We start from the raw sequence: 16,776 nt of genomic DNA, 5'->3' as shown, positions 1-16,776 counted from the left end.
TGTAAGCGATGTCGTTGAATCTGGGCAGCCTGGGCATGGAAGATGCCTCGTTTAACTTTGGCGGTTCCTACATCATGGCGCTCGACTGCGGCACCACCTCGGTACTTGCGACCATCGTCGACGAGTACGGATGCATCGTCGCGCAGGCACGTCGCAGCGTCAAAACCAGCTTCCCACGTCCCGGTTGGGTAGAGCAAGACCCCATGGCGGTCCTTGCCAGCCAGATCGCCGTCATGATGGAAGTCCAGTTTAAGAGCGGTATCCACTCCGACCGCATTGCCGCCATCGGCATCTCCAACCAGCGCGAGACCACGGTGGTCTGGGACCGCGTGAGCGGTCAGCCGATCTATAACGCCATCGTATGGCAGTGCCGCCGTACCGCGCCGGCAATCGACGCGTTGGTTGAACAGGGTTGCGAGGAGCTGGTGCGCTCCCGCACGGGACTCACGCTCGACCCGTATTTCTCGGCCTCCAAGGTACAGTGGATTCTCGACAACGTCGACGGCGCACGCGAGAGCGCGGCGGCGGGCGACCTCATGTTTGGCACCATCGACACCTGGCTCATCTACAACCTCACCGGCGGCCAGGTCTTTGCCACCGACTACACCAATGCCAGCCGCACGGCACTCTTTAATATCTATACGCTCGATTGGGACGACGACCTGCTGGCGCTCTTTGACGTTCCACGTTCCATGATGCCCGAGGTTCGCTGGAGCTCGGGTGACTACGGCCGCGTCGCGAGCGACATCATGACCAACATGCCGCCCATCATGGGTGTGGCGGGCGACCAGCAGGCGTCGCTGTTCGGTCACTGCTGCTTCCATCCCGGCCAGACCAAAAACACCTATGGCACGGGCTGCTTTATGCTCATGAACACCGGCGACGAGATCGTCGAATCCAAGAACGGTCTGGTCTCCACCATCGGTATCGCTGCGAACGGGAAGATCAGCTATGCGCTCGAGGGCTCCATCTTTGCTGCCGGTTCCACCATGAACTGGCTTCGCAACAACATGGGCATCATCTCGAGCGTGAGCGAGTCGGCACAACTCGCCGCTTCGATTAGCGACAACGAGGGCTGCTACTTCGTTCCCGCCTTTGCGGGTCTGGGCGCTCCCTGGTGGGACCCGCATGCCCGCGGTATCGTGTGCGGTCTGACCGGCGCCTCGAGCCGTGCGACCATCGTACGTGCCGCCTGCGAATCCATGGCATATCAGAGCTACGACGTGCTGCGCGCCATGGAGCAGGACGTGGGGCTTTCGATCGAGCGCCTGTCTGTCGATGGCGGTGCCTCGCGCAACGAGTTCATCATGCAATTCCAGGCCGACCTGCTGGATATTCCCGTGCTGCAATGCGAGACGGTGGAGACCACGGCAATCGGTGCCGCGTACTTGGCGGGTCTTGCCGTCGGCTATTGGGAAGACCTGGAAGAGCTGGAGCAAAATGCCCAGATCGTTAGGACCTTCCTTCCCCACATGTCCGCCGAGCGCCGCGAACAAAACCTTGCGGGCTGGTGTGATGCAGTCAGGCGCTCGCTCAGTACCGCACAGTAGGGCTGCGATGGGCTGCTCGATACAACAAACCGCTAAACTAATGCATGGCGTGCGGCGGCAACATTGCTGCGCGCCTTGTCAGCAAGGCCGTTTTGCGGCCGCAACGAAAGGGGCAATCAACCCATGACCGTCACCTACGATGCGTCCCGTGTGACGCTTGTCGATCACCCGCTCGTCCAGCACAAGCTGTCGATCCTGCGCGACAAAAACACCGGCACCAACCAGTTCCGTCAGCTCGTGCGCGAACTCGCGCTTTTTGACGGCTACGAGGCCATGCGCGACCTGCCTATGGAAGACGTCGAGGTCGAGACCCCTATCACCACCGCAACGTTTAAGCAGCTCGCCGGCAAGAAACTCGCCATCGTGCCCATCCTGCGTGCGGGCCTTGGCATGGTCGACGGCATCCTCGACCTGGTGCCCTCCGCTCGCGTGGGCCACATCGGCATGGAGCGCGACGAGGTCACCCACGAGCCGCACGAGTATTACTGCAAGATGCCCAAGGATATCGACCAGCGCATCTGCCTGGTCGTCGACCCCATGCTCGCCACGGGCGGTTCGGCCGAGATGGCCATCAGCTACCTGCGCGGGCGCGGTGTCAAGGACATCCGCATGCTGTGCATCGTCGCGGCCCCCGAGGGCCTCAAGTCGCTGACCGAGAAGGATCCCGATGTACATATCTATACCTGCGCCATCGACGACCATCTCAACGAGGCTGCCTACATCGTTCCCGGCCTCGGCGACGCCGGCGACCGCATCTACGGCACGCTCTAGTCGCTGGGCTAAACGGCCGCGGCTGCAAATACGAAGAAACGGTGCGCGCGGACGAACAAAAGGCGACCGCGCGCACTCCTGTTAACGGACGTTTTGCCCTGCAGGGTTCGAGAAAAACGTATTACCGTACCTGCGGCATAAAGAAGGTCTTAAGAAAACGAACAGGTGCGTATTAACCGATGCTTTTTCGGTTGTACTTTAGCGATTGGCTCGTACAATAGTCACCAATGTTTGGCGGGAACTGTTCTGTGAAGCGTTAAAAAGGAAAGTGAGGACGCCAGTGTTTCAGATAGCCGATCTGCTCGCTATCGTTGCAGGCGCCATCGCGGGCGCAATTGCCTTCCTTCCCTTTGTCTTTACGCTCAAGCCGGTTCTTGACGATAAACAGAATGCGGACATGCTCAAGGGTATGGTGAGTCTTGCGGTCTCGGCAATCGCCCTGCTCGTCTTTACCTTGGTTGTGTTTGTGTTGTTCGGAGAGGCATTTCGCATGTTCCTCCTGGGCGAGGCGATCGGCTTCGTGGCCTTTATGGCTGCCTGCACGGTTCGTGTCGTCAAGGCGCTGCGAGATCCTCATGAGGTCGAAAGGTAAGTCGTGGAAATTTTTGAAAAGCTGCCTGATGAGATTAATCATCTGGTCAGCGAGTTCAGCTCCACCCCTGTCGTGGGCGATCTGAGCTGCGGCATCACGCAGTACTCGTTTTGGCTGATCGTCTCCACGATCGTGCTCCTGATCGTCCTGGCCGTGTTCAAGAAGAAGCAGACCCTGGTCCCCAAGGGCTTCTTCGTCAACGGTTTCGAGTACATCATCGAGTACGTCGAGAACGATATCGGCAAGGGCGTCGTGGGTGAGAACTGGAAGAAGCACTTCCCGTTCCTGTGCTCGCTTTTCCTGTTCATCCTGATCAATAACATGATCGGCCTGATTCCGGGAATGAAGCCCGGCACCGGCGCAATCGGCTCCACCGCCGCGCTCGCCATCTTCGCCTTCGTGTATTTCATCTACTACGGATGCAAGGCTCACGGCGTGATCGGCTACATCAAGAGCCTCGCCCCGCAGGGCGTAAGCTTCCCGATGAACGTGCTTGTGTGGGTCGTCGAGCTTTTCTCGACCTTCCTGCGTCTCATCACGCTTGCCGTCCGTCTGTTCTGCAACATGTTCGCAGGACACGTGGTCATGGGCTCGTTCGCCATCATGGCGAGCATGTTCATGCAGCCGCTGCTTCAGCAGGTTTCCGCGGCCCACGCCGTTGGCGCCCTGCCTTCGCTAGCCTGGCTTGCCATCCTCATCCTGATCTATGCGATCGAGCTTGTGGTCGGCGCCATCCAGGCTTACGTCTTCACGGTCCTTACCGCCGTGTATGTCTCCGAGGCAGAGGAGGTCGCGGAGGAGGAGTAGCCTTCCGCTCGCGCCTTAAAGGTAAGCAATTCGTTAAACCGCCGGTGCCCGTACCCATGGAGCCCGGCAGTTATAAAAAAGGTTATCCTGCGTGAAATAAGACACGCACGACAAAGGAGGAATCGTGGGAGTTATCGGTTACGGTCTCGGTGTTATCGGCGCTGGTCTTGCTATCGGCCTGTCTGCTCTGGGTGCTACGGGTGCTATGGCCCGTCAGCCTGAGGTCCAGGGCCGCGTGTTCACCGTCTTCATCATGGGCTCCGCCTTCGGCGAGGCTCTGGCTCTGATCGGCTTCGTTGTCGCGCTGATCGTTAAATAGCACGGAGCGTCAAGTATGAATCTTTCATCCCAGAAGAGCGCGATCGCACTCTCCGCGTCCGCGGCCGCGCTGCTCATGCCGGTTTCCGCGTTCGCCGAGGACGGCGCTGCCGGTGCGGACATCCTCATCCCTAAGATGGCGGAGTTCATCCCGGCGCTTATCGCCTTCCTGATCATCTGGATCGTGCTGGCCAAGGTCGCCCTGCCGGGCATCATGAAAACCATGGAGGAGCGCGGCAAGAAGATCGAGGAGAGCCTCGACGAGGCCGAGAAGACCAAGCAGGAGGCTATCGCCAAGCGCGCTGAGTCCGACTCGATCGTTACCGACGCCCGTCGTCAGGCTGCCGACATCGTTCTCGAGGCCCGTAAGGACGCCGAGTCCGAGCGCGCCCGTATCATCGAGGCTGCTCACAAGGAGGCCGAGGAGATCATCGCCAAGGCCCACACGACCGTCGAGGACGAGCGCAAGTCCATCTACGCCGGTGCCGCGAGCTCTATCGCCGACCTGTCCGTTGCCGTCGCCACCAAGATCGTGGGCGAGGCACTCGAGGACGAGGCCGAGCAGAAGAAGCTCATCGAGCGCTACATCCAGGAAGCAGGTAGCCTGAATGCCGACTAGCCGCTATCAGGACAAGGTGCTCGAGACCTACGCGCGCTCCCTTTTGGAAGCCGCCAAGGCCGAGAACCATGTATTCGAGGACCTCGAGATGATCGAGCGTCTGGCTAGCGCCAGCCCCGAGATCATCGCTGTGCTCGACACCATGTCCAAGCGCGACCAGCTCGACCTTCTTCCCAAGGTGGCAGCTGCCTTTAAGTATGTTGCCGAGGAAGACGAGGATGTAGTGGGCGTGACCGTCACCACGGCGATCCCGCTCGACGACGAGCTGCGTCAAACCATCACTAAGAAATGCGAGCAGGACTTCGGCCGCAAGGTATTCCTTATCGAGCAGGTCGACCCGTCTATCGTGGGCGGCCTGGTGCTCGAGGCCCGCGGCGAGCGTCGTGACATTTCCGTCAAGACGCAGCTGCGCATCGCGCAGGAGACCCTCGCAAACTCTGCTAATTCGTACGGAGGTGAAGCCTAATGTCCGAAACCCTCAATGCCCAGGATATCGCCAAGAAACTGCAGGAGCAGCTCACGAGCCTCTCCGCGACGGTCGATACGCATGAGGTTTCAACGGTCGACGAGGTAGGCGACGGTATCGCGCGCGTCTCCGGCCTCAAGAGCGCCATGGCAGGCGAGCTTCTGGAGTTCAAGAGCTCCGATACCGGTGAGACCGTCTTCGGCCTTGCCCAGAACCTTGACCGTGACGAGGTCGGCGCCGTTCTGTTCGGTGCCGTCGACGCCATCAAGGAAGGCGACGAGTGCCGCACCACTGGCCGCATTATGGATATCCCTGTGAGCCGCGCCATGCTCGGCCGCGTCGTCAATCCGCTCGGCCAGCCTATCGACGGTTTGGGTGACATCGTCGCCACGCACCGTCGCCCCATCGAGTTCAAGGCCCCCGGTGTCATCGACCGTACCCCGGTGTGCGAGCCGGTTCAGACCGGCCTGCTGGCCATCGACTCCATGGTGCCTATCGGCCGCGGTCAGCGTGAGCTCATCATCGGCGACCGTAAGACCGGTAAGACCGCCATCGCCATCGACGCTATCCTCAACCAGCGCGGCAAGGGCATGGTCTGCATCTATGTCGCCATCGGCCAGAAGGCCTCCACGGTTGCCAACATCCGCGAGACCCTCGCTCAGCACGGTGCGCTCGACTACACCATCATCGTTTCGGCCACCGCTGCCGATTCCGCCCCTATGCAGTACATCGCGCCTATGGCCGGTGCCGCTATCGGCGAGTTCTTCATGTACAACGGCGAGGACGGCAAGCCCGCCAGCGAGACCAACCCCGGCGGCCACGTGCTCGTCATCTACGACGACCTGTCCAAGCAGGCTGTGGCCTACCGTCAGATGTCGCTGACGCTGCATCGTCCGCCCGGACGCGAGGCCTATCCTGGCGACATCTTCTACCTGCACTCTCGTCTGCTCGAGCGTGCCGTCAAGATGTCCAAGAAGAACGGTTACGGCTCCATGACGGCACTGCCGATCATCGAGACCCAGGACGGCGACGTCTCGGCCTACATTCCGACCAACGTCATTTCCATTACCGATGGTCAGATCTACCTGCAGTCCGAGCTCTTCTTCCAGGGTCAGCGCCCGGCAGTCGACGTGGGCATCTCCGTGTCCCGCGTCGGTGGCGATGCGCAGACCAAGGCCATGAAGCAGGTCGCCGGCAACCTCCGTCTGGACCTCGCTTCGTACCAGGAGCTCGCTGGCTTTACGCAGTTCGGCTCCGACCTCGACGAGGCTACTCAGAAGCAGCTGACCCATGGTGCTCGCATGACCGAGCTCCTGAAGCAGCCGCGTTACAAGCCGTTTGAGGTTGGCGAGCAGATCGTTACGCTGTTCGCTGGCAACGAGGGCTTCCTGGATGACCTGGAGATCGCCGACGTGCTGCCCTTCCGTGCCGAGCTCATCGAGTACATGGACAATGGCTTTGGCTCGCTGCTCGACAAGGTTCGCGCCAAGAAGATCGATGATGACACCAAGGCTGAGCTCTTGCGCGTCATCGGCGACTTCAAGCAGCAGTTCATGGCCAAGCACCATTCGGATGTTTCTGGATCAGAGGAGAACTAAGCCCCATGGCCAACCTTCGCGACATTAAGAAGCGAATCTCCTCGGTTACCACGACCAAGCAGATCACGCGCACGATGGAGATGGTCTCTACGGCCAAGATCCGTCGTGCCCTCGATCGCTCCAAGCAGGCCGAGCCCTATAAGGAGGCGCTGACCGACGTCATGTTGACGGTCGCCGGCGACGCCTCCTGTTCGGGCACCGATCCCATGCTGCAGAAGCATGAGAGCGTCAAGCATGGCCTGATTGTCGTTATTGCCTCGGACCGCGGCCTTGCCGGCGGTTTCAATACGACGGTGGAGCGCACGGCCGAAAAGCTCGCCGCTTCTTGGGCGAACGACGGCATCGAGTGCGAGATCATCGCGTGCGGGCGTAAGCCGGTCACGTATTTCCGTGACCGCGCAAACGTTGTCATGCACTTTGAGGGCAACTCCTCTGAGCCCGATTTCAATCAGGCCCGCATGATTTCCTCTCATATCTGCGATGCGTATCGTGCCGGTGAGCTTGACCGTGTCGAGCTTGTCTACCACCACGCCAAGAACCGCGTGGATCAGGAGCTTCGCGTCGAGCATCTGTTGCCGCTCGACCCCGAGATGATCGCTATGGCCCACGGTCCGCGTAAGAACGAGACCGACGCCCCTAAGCGCATCTCGTCCACGTTCGAGTTCGTGCCCTCTCCCGAGCATGTTCTCGGCAAGCTTGTGCCGTCTTATATCCTGACGGTCATCTACCAGGCCCTGATCGATTCGGCGGCTGCCGAGCAGGGTGCACGCCGCAAGGCCATGCACTCCGCGACGGAAAACGCCACCGCGATCATCTCGACCCTTACCCGCACGTATAGTCGCGTGCGCCAGGCTTCGATCACGACCGAGATCAACGAGATCGTCGGCGGAGCCTCAGCATTGGAGGAACAGTAATGGCTAATAACACCGTAAAGCTTGCGGTCGAGGAAGCCACCAAGAAGACGACTGCCGGTGATGGTCGCATCGTGCGAATCATCGGCCCTGTCGTCGACGTCAAGTTTGACGGCGCGGTGCCCCCGATCTACAACGCGCTCACGGTCGAGGCCGAGACCCCGATCGGTCATCTGAGCACGATCCTTGAGGTCGAGAGCCAGCTTCCGGGCGGCGTCGTCCGCACGGTCGCCATGTCCTCGACCGACGGCCTGCAACGCGGCCTCATCGCCACCGATACCGGTGAGCCCATGAAGATGCCCGTTGGTCCCAAGACGCTCGGTCGCATTTGGAACGTCATGGGCAAGCCCGTCGACGGCAAGCCCATGCCCGAGGTGGAGGAGTTCTACCCCATCCACCATGCAGCGCCCCGCTTTGACGAGCTCACCACCAAGACCGAGATCTTCGAGACCGGCATCAAGGCCGTCGACCTGCTCGAGCCCTACATCCGTGGCGGCAAGACCGGCCTGTTCGGCGGCGCCGGCGTCGGCAAGACCGTTCTGATTCAGGAGCTTATCAACAACCTCGCCCAGGAGCACGGCGGCACCTCGGTGTTCACCGGTGTCGGCGAGCGTACCCGCGAGGGCACCGACCTGTTCCTCGAGATGAGCGAGTCTGGCGTTATCGACAAGACCTGCTTGGTTTATGGTCAGATGAACGAGCCGCCTGGAGCGCGTCTGCGCATCGGTCTGGCCGGCCTTACCACCGCTGAGTACTTCCGCGATCGCGGCCAGGACGTCCTGCTGTTCATCGACAACATCTTCCGCTTCTCCCAGGCGGGTTCCGAGGTTTCCGCACTGCTGGGCCGTATGCCGTCCGCCGTTGGTTACCAGCCCACACTGGCTACCGAGATGGGTGACCTCCAGGAGCGCATTACCTCGACCAAGACGGGATCCATTACCTCCGTCCAGGCTGTCTACGTCCCCGCAGACGACCTGACCGACCCGGCGCCTGCCACGACGTTTACGCACCTCGACGCTACCACGGTTCTTTCGCGTAGCATTTCGTCGCTCGGCCTGTTCCCGGCTATCGACCCGCTCGCGTCTTCCTCCGACGCTCTCGATCCCTCGATCGTCGGCGAGGAGCACTACCGTGTCGCCGTCAAGGTCCAGGAGCTCCTGCAGGAGTACTCCGACCTTCAGGACATCATCGCCATTCTGGGTATGGACGAGCTGTCCGAGGAACAGCGCCTTACGGTCAACCGTGCCCGTAAGATTCAGCAGTTCCTCTCGCAGTCCTTCCACGTCGCCGAGAAGTTCACCGGTAACCCCGGTGTCTACGTCCGCGTCGAGGATACCGTCCGCTCTTTCGCCGAGATTGTCGACGGCAAGGCCGATGACCTGCCCGAGCAGGCTTTCCGCTATGCTTCCACGATTGAGGACGTGCGCGAGCGCGCCCGCAAGATGGGGGAGAAGTAGGTTATGCGTATCCGCATCGTGTGCCCCGTGAGCTGCGCCTATGAGGGCGACGCTGCGTTTGTGTCGATTCCGTCCACGGATGGCGAGTTTGGCGTTCTGCCTGCTCACTCCAGCGAGATCTGCACGATCGACCGCGGTTACGTTCGCGTTTCCGATAAGGCCATGGGCACTGTCGACCACACGTTTGCCGTGGCCGGCGGCTATGCCCAGGTTGCGGACGATGTCGTGACCGTTCTCGCCGAGCGCGCTTGCGATTTGGCGACCGTCGATGCCGACAAGCTTAAAGCTGATATTCAAGGTTTTGAAGAGAAGCTGGGTAATTTGTCGGAGGATGATGCACGCCGCGCCTACCTCTATAATGAAATCGCATGGTGTAAGCTCAAGCTTGCCCAATAGTCAAACGATTTAGCGTTCGACCATTTGCGAACACATCATGCCCGGGATGGCTTGGCCACCCCGGGCATGCTTTTTGAAAGGGTAGACCTTGGATATTATCCGCGTTGAGGGTGGCCACGCCATCGGAGGCTCCGTGCCCGTCTCGGGTGCTAAGAACTCCGCGCTCAAACTCATGGCGGCAACGCTTCTGGCGCCGGGCAAGACGACGCTGCAGAACGTGCCCGATATTTCCGATGTCCACGTGATGGGCAAGGTGCTCAAGGGCATGGGCGCTACGATCGATGTTCTCGACGAGCACACGCTCGAGATCGATACCTCTCAGGTCGATTCCTGGGAGGCTCCCTATGAGCTCGTCGCTAAGATGCGTGCTTCCACCGCCGTCATGGGGCCCCTGCTGGGTCGCTTCCATCGCGCCAAGATCGCCATGCCGGGCGGCTGCAACCTAGGTGCCCGCAAGATCGACATGCATATTCTGGGTCTCGAGGCCCTGGGCGTCGAGTTTGATACCGCCCACGGCTACATCAACGCCAGCGCGCCTCAGGGCCTGCGCGGTACCACCGTCACGCTCGAGTTTGCCAGTGTCGGTGCGACCGAGAACCTCATTATGGCATCCGTGCGCGCGCAGGGCACCACGGTTATCGACAATGCCGCCCGCGAGCCCGAGATCGTCGATCTCGTCAACATGCTCAACGAAATGGGTGCCAAGATTGTTGGCGCCGGTACGCCTGTCGTGACCATCGAGGGCGTGGAAGAGCTGCATCCTGTTACCCATCGCGTAGTGGGCGACCGCATCGAGGCCGGTACCTTTATCGTCGCCGGTGCGTTGATGGCAGACGATCGCGGTGTCGATGTCACGGGCTTTTGTCCCATTCACTTGGGTATGGTGCTCAAGAAGATGGAGCTCATGGGTATCGACTGCGAGCGCGTCGAGGATGGCGTCCATGTGAACCGTGCCGAGCGTATCAAGCCTGTCGACATCCAGACGCTTCCGTTCCCCGGCTTCCCGACCGACATGCAGGCACAAATTATGGTGCTCTCCGCCCTCTCCGGCGGCAGTTCCGTTATTACCGAGAACATCTTCGAGAATCGCTTTATGTTTGCCTCTGAGCTGGTGCGCATGGGTGCCGACATTCGTATCGAGAGCCATCATGCCATGATTCATGGCGTCAAGGGCTTCTCGGGTGCACAGGTTACCTCGCCCGATCTGCGCGGCGGAGCGGCCCTCGTCGTAGCGGGCTTGATCGCCGACGGGACGACCGAGGTTTCGGCTATCCATCACATCAAGCGCGGCTACGAGCAGTTTGTCGAAAAGCTGCAGGCGCTTGGCGCGCATGTCGAGCATGCTACCGTCCCCGATCCCGTCATCTACTAATACAGGTTGCCTATGTTTAATAAAAAGCCCCTCGCGGATACCACCACCCGAAGACCCTCAACTGGTGCGCAGGCCAAGATCTACAGTCGCGATAACGTGGCTCGCTATTCCGAGCGCGCTCGTCAACGTCGCCGTAGCCACACGATTCGTCACGTCGCGCTCATTGTCGTGCTTGGCGTGCTGCTGAGTGCCACTACCGCTGCCGGCCTGTGGTTTGCCACCATTATGGGCAAGCTCGGCGATTCTAATGTCATTACTGACAATCTGCGTCGGGTTCTGGTTGACACCGATGAGGCAAAGGATCCGTTCTACGTGCTGCTTCTTGGCACCGACGGCCGTCCGGGCGAGGATACGTATCGTGCCGACTCGATTATCCTGGCACGCATCGACCCCACGCAAAAGCAGGCGACGCTCATTTCCGTTCCGCGCGACACCAAGGTCGAGTACAAGGGCGAGACCATGAAGATCAACGCCTGCCATACCGTTGGCGGCGCCGAGGCCATGGTCGAGGCGGTCAACGAGCTGTGCGGTGTTCAGATTTCCCACTATGCCGAGGTTAGCTTCGACGGTATGCAGGCGCTGATTGATTCGGTTGGCGGTATCGACATTAACGCAACCGATGATGTTGACGACCCCGAGCACCTGGATATTAAGATTACCGCTGGCCAGCAGCATATGGACGGTGCCACCGCCCTTACCTATGCCCGCTGCCGCTACACCTATGCCGACGGCGATTACACGCGCATGCGCCACCAGCGTCAGGTGCTTGGCGCCCTTGCCAACCAGATTCTCAATAACTTCGATGCCACGAAGATCTTTGGCCTGGTTAATTCGCTGTCCGATATGCTCGTGACCGATATGAGCGTTCAGGATATCGTCTCTACGGTCAACGCCATGCGCGGTATGGATGTCGACGGTATCTACTCGGCCAACCTGCCTTCGTACGCCGACGACAGCACCATGATTGACGGTGTGAGCTACGTCTTTGTCTACGAGGACGAGCTCAAGGAAATGATGGAGCGCGTCGATGCCGGCAAGGATCCCAAGGGTCCCAACACCATGGGTCTTTCCGACGGCTCCAGCTCTACGATCGGCGACCTCAGCAACAACACGTCTGACGACTACGCAAACGGCACCGCAACCTCATCGGTCAGCTCTGACGATTCCGATGGCTCAAGCGATTCGAGCGATTCGGACTACTACGAACAGCCCACCGGCGACGGCAACGGTTACGAGGCCAACTACTAAGTTACGGCGTTTTACCAAACGCCGTAACGACTCGACGCTGCGCGACGTCCAAGGCGACAATTTGTCATTCAAAAGGCAGGGCATGACCAGAAGGTCAATGCCCTGCCTTTTTCATGCCAACTTGTTCGCCTTGGACGTCGCTCGCTGACGTTGGCTCAACCTGCGATGTTGACTACTCCCCTTGTATCAAAAACCGCCCCGTTCTCTGTAGAGGACGGGGCGATTCGTCTTTTGGGCTTATGCAGCCAGGCTTATGCGAAACGGGCGACGAGCTCCTGCAGGACGTCGGTCATCTTGACGAGCGAACTGACCGGGACAAACTCGTTGACGCCGTGGTAGCAATAGCCGCCGGTGGAAAGGTTGGGGCAGGGCAGACCGCGGAACGACAGCTGCGCGCCGTCGGTGCCGCCGCGAATCGGCAGCACTTGGGGCTCAACGCCGCAGGCAAGGTAGGCTTCCTTGGCAACATCAATAAGCTCGGGATAGTCACGAACGATCTCGGCCATATTTCGATACTGCTGCTTAATCTCGACCGTCACGCGCTTGTCACCCAAGCGCTGGTTGAGCATCGAGGCGGCGGCATCAATAAGGTCGAGTTTCTGCTGGAACTTGGCTGCGTCATGGTCGCGGACGATATAGCGCGCTGTGGCGTGATCGACGGTTGCAGATACACCCTCAAGGTGATAAAAGCCCTCGTAGCCTTCCGTATACTCCGGGCGCTGCACGTAGGGGAGCAACGCGTTGAAGTCGCAGAACAGATTGCCTGCGTTAACCATACGGCCTTTGGCGTCGCCCGGGTGGATGGACTGGCCCTCAAAGCAGACGGTCGCCTCAGCGGCATTAAAGCACTCCCACTCCAGCTCGCCGATGGGGCCACCGTCGACCGTGTAGGCATACTTGCAGCCAAAGGTATCGATATCCAACAGCTCGGCTCCGTGGCCGATCTCCTCGTCAGGGCAGAAGCAAATGCCGAGTGCGGGATGGGGCAGAGAAGGGTCCTGAGCGATACGCGCGACAAGCGACATGATCTCGGCGACGCCTGCCTTGTCGTCCGCGCCCAGCAGCGTGGTGCCATCGCTGCAGACCAGGTCCTCACCCGCGAGGTCGTTCAGGGCGGGAAGCTTGGCGGTACTCATGGCAACGGGCTTACCGTCAACCGTGCCGCAGACCAGGTCGCCGCCTTCGTAGTGCACGATGTGCGGCTTCACGCCGGCGCCCGGTGCAACTTCGGTGGTGTCGAGATGGGCGATCAGGCCCAGGGCGGGCTTGTCCTCAGCGCCCACACTTGCGGGGATATGCGCGCAGACATAGGCGTGCTCGGTCACGTGGGCATCTTCCGCACCAAGCTCGCGCAGCTCTTCAGCCAGCACGTTGGCAAGGTCAAACTGAACGGCGCTCGAGGGTACCTGGTCGCAGTTTGCATCCTCGGACTGCGTGTTGATCTGGACGTAGCGCAAAAAGCGCTCGAGGACATCGGGGTTCGTGGTGGTGTTTTCCATAAAGACCGCTCCAATCTTGGTCGTCGTGTGCAACAAGAACTCTAGCACGGTATGCCACGGCATACCGCGACGCTTGGATGGGGTAGAATCAGCCAATGAATGCAGAAGGGACGGAAGATCATGGATACGACAAATAGCTCGCGCGAACTACATCTGACGGTGGCGAACGAAGACTACTTGGAGTGCATGGTTCGCATTGAAAGCGAAGAGGGGGAAACCAACGGCGTGCGATCGGTCGACATCGCGCAGCGCCTTGGCGTCTCCAAGGCATCGGTCAATAAAGCGGTTTCGGCGCTCAAAGCATCCGAACTTGTCGAGCAATCGCACTACGGCAAGGTAGTCCTGACCGATCGCGGCCGCGAGGTTGGTACGGCTATCTGGTACCGTCATCGCCTCATCCGCACGTTTTTGGTTCAGGAGCTTGGTGTCGAATTTGAGCGAGCCGATTCCGAGGCCTGCATGATGGAGCATGCGCTATCCGAGGACACGATGAACCGCTGGCTCGCCTATCTCGAAAAGCAGGGAATCAGCGTCGAGGAATAGCGGGATATATATGGATACGAGTTATTACAACCGCTTTGGTGCCGAGGAACTTACGCGCCGCTTGTCGAGCGAGACCTTGTTGGCGCAGGGCCCCATGGGCAGTGTTCTGTTGAGTGAGTACGATGCCGCCGACATTCCACCGGCGTTTTGGAATCTGGCAGAGCCGCAGACCGTTTCTCGTATTCATCGCTTGTATGTCGCCGCCGGCGCGCAGGTGCTCATTACCAACACCTTTCAGGCATCGAGCTATGCCCTCAAGCACGATCAGATTGCGCCGTCCGTGGCGGAGGTCAATCGCGGGGCCGTCGACGATGCCCGCCAGGCGCACCCTCAGCTGCTACTGGGCTCGATGGGCCCGATCGGTATTGAGTGGTTTGCCGAAGACTCTGTCGAGTATCGTGAAATCCGAGGCATTGCGCGCGAACAGGCGCACGCCTTGCTCAATGCTGGTGTTGACGGTCTGCTGATCGAGACGGTGACGTCTATCCGTAATTTGCAGCCCACGCTTGCCGGCGCCCGAGATGCCGCCGACGGCATGCCTGTCCTGGTGAGTTTTGTCGTTGACGATAAAGGCGACCTGTTGGGCGATGGCCTCAACATCGAGGCAGCCGTTTTGTACGCCGAAAAACACGGCGCAAACTCGGTTGGTGTTAATTGCTGTTCGCTTGCGGCCGCGAACGCGGCGGTGCCCAGGATGGTTGCATCGGCGACTACTCCCGTCACGGTGCGTCCCAACGTAGGCGATCCGGTCCAGACTCAGGATGGCCCCGTATGGCACGAGAACCCCGAAGCTTTCGCGCGCGCATGCATCGAATGGAGACATGCCGGTGCCGCAATGGTGGGCAGTTGCTGTGGAACCACGGCAATCACTACGGCAGCGATGGCCGAGGCGCTCGATATATAAAGGGCAAAACCGCTCCATACGGGGCGGTTTTTTTATTGCCTGCATGTCCTCGGCAGCATTTGCCCAAATGGTGAATGCTGGTACCGGCAGGTTGCCGGGTGCGTGCTGCGGGTATACCTCATGCGTACCATGATCCAAACACTGCGAGGTGTCTGCGCGTGTGCGCGATAATTCATTTTGGAACTGACGGTTGGCGCGCTCGCGTCGATGAGGACTTCACTGCCGATAACGTTGCCCGTATCGCCGATGCCGTCGGCGAGTTGTGGCAAAAGACCAATCCGGGCAAAACGGTATATATAGGGTTCGACACTCGGCCCTTAGCGCGCGAGTTCGCTGAGCTTGCGGCAGGCGTGCTTGCCGCTCACGGATTGGACGCAGTGCTCGCATCTCGGCCTGTTCCGACCCCCGCCCTTACGTGGGCGGCGGCGTATGACGGCGAGGCCTGCGGTGCGCTCATGGTGACGGGATCCCATCATCCGCAGGGGTATCTGTGCCTTAAGCTGCGCATGGGAGATGGCTCGACGGCCAATCAGGATGTCATCGAAGAGCTCGAAGAGACTATGGCCCCCGAGCCGATGGGGATCGAGGAACGCTATCGCACCGCGGATATTATTCCTGACTATATGCAGGCGGTGGCATCGTTTGTCGATGCCGAGGCCATTCGAGCCGCTCACCTGCGTGTGGTAGTTGACCCCATGGGCGGCGCGGCCCAGGGATATCTTGCCGACCTGCTGCGGGAGCTAGGCGTCGAGGTGCACGAGATTCATGCCGGACAGTCGTCCGATCAAGAGGACATTTGCCCCGACCCTGTTGAGCCGTGGGTGGACGCTTGCGAGCGTGCGGTTGTCGAGGACGGGGCGTGCGCAGGCCTGGTGACCGACGGCGATGCCGACCGTATCGGTGCGGTCGACGAACGCGGTAGATATATTCATCCGCATCAGATCATGGCGCTCGTTTTGGGCGACTTGGTTCAATTTCGTAATTTGGAGGGGCGCGTCGTCGTCAATCTTTCGTGCTCGACGCTCGTGCGTCGCATTGCCGAGGCGCTTGGCTGCCGCGTGACCGTCAAACCAGTCGGTTTCAAATATATAGCGGCAGAGATGAAGAAGGGCGGCGTCCTCATGGGCGGCGAAGAAGCCGGTGGTATCGGCATCGCCGCGCATATGCCCGAGCGCGATGGAATCCTCGCCTGTCTGATTCTGTGTGAGCTTATGGCAAAGACGGACGCGCCTTTGGGCGTTCTGGTCGACCAACTCGAGGACAGTTTTGGTAAGACGAGTTACGGTCGACGCGATTTGCGCCTTGAGGCCGAAGATGCCGAAACGTTACGAACGCTGCTGCCGGGCGTAAACCCCAAGTCGATTTGTGGCAAGGTGCCGCAAAACGTTAGTCATATGGATGGCTTGCGTTTGGCATTCGAGGATGACACGTGGCTGCTGGTCCGTCCTAGCGGGACCGAACCAGTGGTGCGCGTCTACGCCGAGGGGTTCTCGGTGGAAGAACGTGATGAGTTGCTCGATGCTGGCTGTGCTTTAGCTAGGGGAACGTATCCGCTTTAACCATGAGACTGCCTTATATAAAGAGATGCTCGGCGAGCGGTAGTTAACGGCTGGCAAACGTTAGTCGGATTCCAAACTGTGTAGGAAATGTGTACGCCCAGATTCCCGCCCACGGCGCCCCTCCGGTCTGGCAATATATCTCCTTGCCGCGCGGCCCGGTCGGACC

At 60.0% G+C, this 16,776-nt stretch carries 17 protein-coding genes; 16 read left to right on the top strand and 1 reads right to left on the bottom strand.

What is annotated here, in order from left to right; genetic code table 11:
* The first annotated feature begins 8 nt into the window (after window positions 1–8).
* From glpK to DW171_RS00735, 13 genes are all read left to right on the top strand, one after another.
* A complete protein-coding gene (gene glpK, locus DW171_RS00795) occupies window positions 9–1,550 on the top strand; it encodes a glycerol kinase GlpK (protein WP_117766717.1) in 1,542 nt (513 codons plus the stop codon).
* A gap of 123 nt (window positions 1,551–1,673) precedes the next feature.
* Complete coding sequence (gene upp / locus DW171_RS00790) at window positions 1,674–2,321, top strand: uracil phosphoribosyltransferase (protein WP_035138786.1); 648 nt, start codon at window positions 1,674–1,676, stop codon at window positions 2,319–2,321.
* A 280-nt stretch (window positions 2,322–2,601) separates the two neighbouring features.
* Window positions 2,602–2,913: a hypothetical protein gene (locus DW171_RS00785; RefSeq protein ID WP_117564996.1), complete on the top strand. Its 312-nt coding sequence runs from the start codon at window positions 2,602–2,604 to the stop codon at window positions 2,911–2,913.
* A gap of 3 nt (window positions 2,914–2,916) precedes the next feature.
* Complete coding sequence (atpB, locus tag DW171_RS00780; protein WP_022094263.1) at window positions 2,917–3,720, top strand: F0F1 ATP synthase subunit A; 804 nt, start codon at window positions 2,917–2,919, stop codon at window positions 3,718–3,720.
* Window positions 3,721–3,844: 124 nt separating this feature from the next.
* Window positions 3,845–4,039, top strand: a complete 195-nt coding sequence (locus DW171_RS00775; protein WP_022094262.1) for an ATP synthase subunit C — start codon at window positions 3,845–3,847, stop codon at window positions 4,037–4,039.
* Window positions 4,040–4,054: 15 nt separating this feature from the next.
* Window positions 4,055–4,657, top strand: a complete 603-nt coding sequence (atpF, locus tag DW171_RS00770; protein WP_117635548.1) for a F0F1 ATP synthase subunit B — start codon at window positions 4,055–4,057, stop codon at window positions 4,655–4,657.
* Entirely contained in the window at window positions 4,647–5,123 is a 477-nt protein-coding gene (locus DW171_RS00765) for a FoF1 ATP synthase subunit delta (protein ID WP_006235713.1), read from the top strand. Before atpF ends, DW171_RS00765 begins: the two co-directional genes overlap by 11 nt.
* Complete coding sequence (gene atpA / locus DW171_RS00760) at window positions 5,123–6,721, top strand: F0F1 ATP synthase subunit alpha (RefSeq protein ID WP_117635547.1); 1,599 nt, start codon at window positions 5,123–5,125, stop codon at window positions 6,719–6,721. The genes DW171_RS00765 and atpA overlap by 1 nt, the downstream gene beginning before the upstream one ends.
* A gap of 5 nt (window positions 6,722–6,726) precedes the next feature.
* The gene (gene atpG / locus DW171_RS00755; RefSeq protein ID WP_117635546.1) at window positions 6,727–7,635 is read left to right on the top strand and encodes an ATP synthase F1 subunit gamma; all 909 of its coding nucleotides are present in this window, start codon (window positions 6,727–6,729) and stop codon (window positions 7,633–7,635) included.
* Entirely contained in the window at window positions 7,635–9,089 is a 1,455-nt protein-coding gene (gene atpD / locus DW171_RS00750; RefSeq protein WP_006235717.1) for a F0F1 ATP synthase subunit beta, read from the top strand. Before atpG ends, atpD begins: the two co-directional genes overlap by 1 nt.
* 3 nt (window positions 9,090–9,092) lie before the next feature.
* Entirely contained in the window at window positions 9,093–9,485 is a 393-nt protein-coding gene (gene atpC, locus DW171_RS00745; RefSeq protein ID WP_006235718.1) for an ATP synthase F1 subunit epsilon, read from the top strand.
* An 88-nt stretch (window positions 9,486–9,573) separates the two neighbouring features.
* Window positions 9,574–10,857 carry a UDP-N-acetylglucosamine 1-carboxyvinyltransferase gene (gene murA / locus DW171_RS00740; protein ID WP_118270168.1) on the top strand — a complete coding sequence of 428 codons (1,284 nt, stop codon included), beginning with the start codon at window positions 9,574–9,576 and terminating at the stop codon, window positions 10,855–10,857.
* Window positions 10,858–10,869: 12 nt separating this feature from the next.
* A complete protein-coding gene (locus DW171_RS00735) occupies window positions 10,870–12,105 on the top strand; it encodes an LCP family protein (RefSeq protein ID WP_117655380.1) in 1,236 nt (411 codons plus the stop codon).
* Window positions 12,106–12,356: 251 nt separating this feature from the next.
* Here the strand turns inward: DW171_RS00735 and pepT are convergent, their stop codons facing one another.
* Window positions 12,357–13,604, bottom strand: coding sequence for a peptidase T (gene pepT / locus DW171_RS00730; protein ID WP_117766202.1), 1,248 nt, complete (start codon window positions 13,602–13,604; stop codon window positions 12,357–12,359).
* 120 nt (window positions 13,605–13,724) lie between these two features.
* Between pepT and DW171_RS00725 the strand changes: the two genes are divergently transcribed.
* The 3 genes from DW171_RS00725 to DW171_RS00715 all read left to right on the top strand — a co-directional run bounded on the left by DW171_RS00725 (window position 13,725) and on the right by DW171_RS00715 (window position 16,610).
* Entirely contained in the window at window positions 13,725–14,147 is a 423-nt protein-coding gene (locus tag DW171_RS00725; RefSeq protein ID WP_035138800.1) for a metal-dependent transcriptional regulator, read from the top strand.
* A 10-nt stretch (window positions 14,148–14,157) separates the two neighbouring features.
* Entirely contained in the window at window positions 14,158–15,051 is an 894-nt protein-coding gene (locus DW171_RS00720; protein ID WP_117766200.1) for a homocysteine S-methyltransferase family protein, read from the top strand.
* 158 nt (window positions 15,052–15,209) lie between these two features.
* On the top strand, window positions 15,210–16,610 hold the full coding sequence (locus DW171_RS00715; protein ID WP_118270167.1) for a phosphoglucomutase/phosphomannomutase family protein: 1,401 nt from the start codon (window positions 15,210–15,212) through the stop codon (window positions 16,608–16,610).
* The last annotated feature ends 166 nt before the right edge of the window (window positions 16,611–16,776 follow it).

The organism is Collinsella sp. AM15-2, from assembly GCF_003471985.1.
In the GTDB taxonomy this organism is placed as follows: domain Bacteria; phylum Actinomycetota; class Coriobacteriia; order Coriobacteriales; family Coriobacteriaceae; genus Collinsella.
The sequence above is the reverse complement of the archived record's forward strand: the minus strand, read 5'-3'. Positions and strand labels throughout refer to the sequence as shown.